Origin of the sequence: Streptomyces sp. NPDC056061 (assembly GCF_042266885.1) — a bacterium.
Classification (GTDB): domain Bacteria; phylum Actinomycetota; class Actinomycetes; order Streptomycetales; family Streptomycetaceae; genus Streptomyces.
The window spans coordinates 1-1253 of the sequence record NZ_JBHJWQ010000094.1 but is presented as its reverse complement, the minus strand read 5'-3'; the positions used below and the strand labels follow the sequence as shown (position 1 = coordinate 1253).

Sequence of the window (1253 nt, the reverse complement as noted above, 5' to 3'; positions counted from 1 at the left end):
CGGGTGTTTCCCGCGGATGTGGTTGACGCGGTGATCGAGGAGGCGGGGCGTACTGAGCGGCGTCACCGGTCGTTGCCCGCACGCGTGATGGCGTACTTCTCGATGGGGATGGCGCTGTATTCGGATGGCTCCTATGAGGATGTGTTCGCGCAGCTCACGGATGGGCTGTCGTGGGCGTCGGGGTGGTCGGAGTCGTTCACGCCGCCCTCGAAGTCGGCGATCTTCCAGGCCAGGGCCCGCCTGGGGTTCGAGCCGGTGCGGGATCTCTTCGCGCGGGTCGCGCGTCCGCTGGCGGGGCCGGACACGCCGGGGTCGTGGCTGGCCGGGCGTCGTCTGGTGGCGATTGACGGGACGTGCCTGGACGTGGCAGACACGGCAGCCAACGCAGAATTCTTCGGGCGTCCCGCTTCCAGCCGGGGGGAGCAGTCCGCGTTTCCGCAGGCTCGCCTGGTGGCATTGGCGGAATGCGGCACTCATGCCGTCTTCGATGCTGTTACGGGCCCGTGCAGCGTGTCGGAGATCGAGTTGTCCCGGCAGCTCGTCGGTCGGCTTGAGCCGGGCCAACTGGTTCTGGCTGACCGGGGCTTCTACGGGTTCCGTCTCTGGCAGCAGGCCGCCGCCACGGGTGCGGATCTGCTGTGGCGAGTGAAAACGAATCTGCGGCCCCGGCATCTGGAAACACTGGCCGATGGGTCCTGGCTGGCCCGGATCGTCCCGACGTCGGGCACGAGCCGGGCCACGACGGAGCCGCTCACAGTCAGAGTGATCGACTACACGCTCGATGACGGCCGGGACAACCCCGAGGAATACCGGCTGCTGACCACGATCCTCGACCCGGCCGAGGTCGGCGTCGAGGACCTCGCAGCCGTCTATGCCCAACGATGGGAGATCGAGACAACCTTCGACGAACTGAAGACCCATCAACGCGGGCCCCGCGCGGTACTGCGCTCGAAAGCTCCCGACCTTGTCCAGCAAGAAATTTGGGGACATCTGTGCTGCCACTACGCCATCCGTACCCTGATGGCTGACACCGCCGCGCACGCCGGCCAGGACCCCGACAGGGTCTCCTTCGTCAAGGCCCTCCGTATCGCCCGCCGTTCAGTCGCGCAGGGCGCATTTTCCCCCTCCGGGCGCTGACACGGCCGACGCGGCATGGCGTTACGCCATCCGATGGCTCACCCAACACCTCAACCCACCCCGCCGAAAACGCTCACACCCGCGAGTCGTCAAACGCAAGGTCCTGAAATGGGCCG

The 1253-nt window shown here is 67.1% G+C and carries 1 protein-coding gene; it reads left to right on the top strand.

What is annotated here, in order from left to right; genetic code table 11:
* On the top strand, nucleotides 1–1137 hold a 1137-nt coding region (locus ACFC79_RS38245; protein WP_376249893.1), incomplete at its 5' end, for an IS4 family transposase.
* Nucleotides 1138–1253 lie beyond the last annotated feature (116 nt).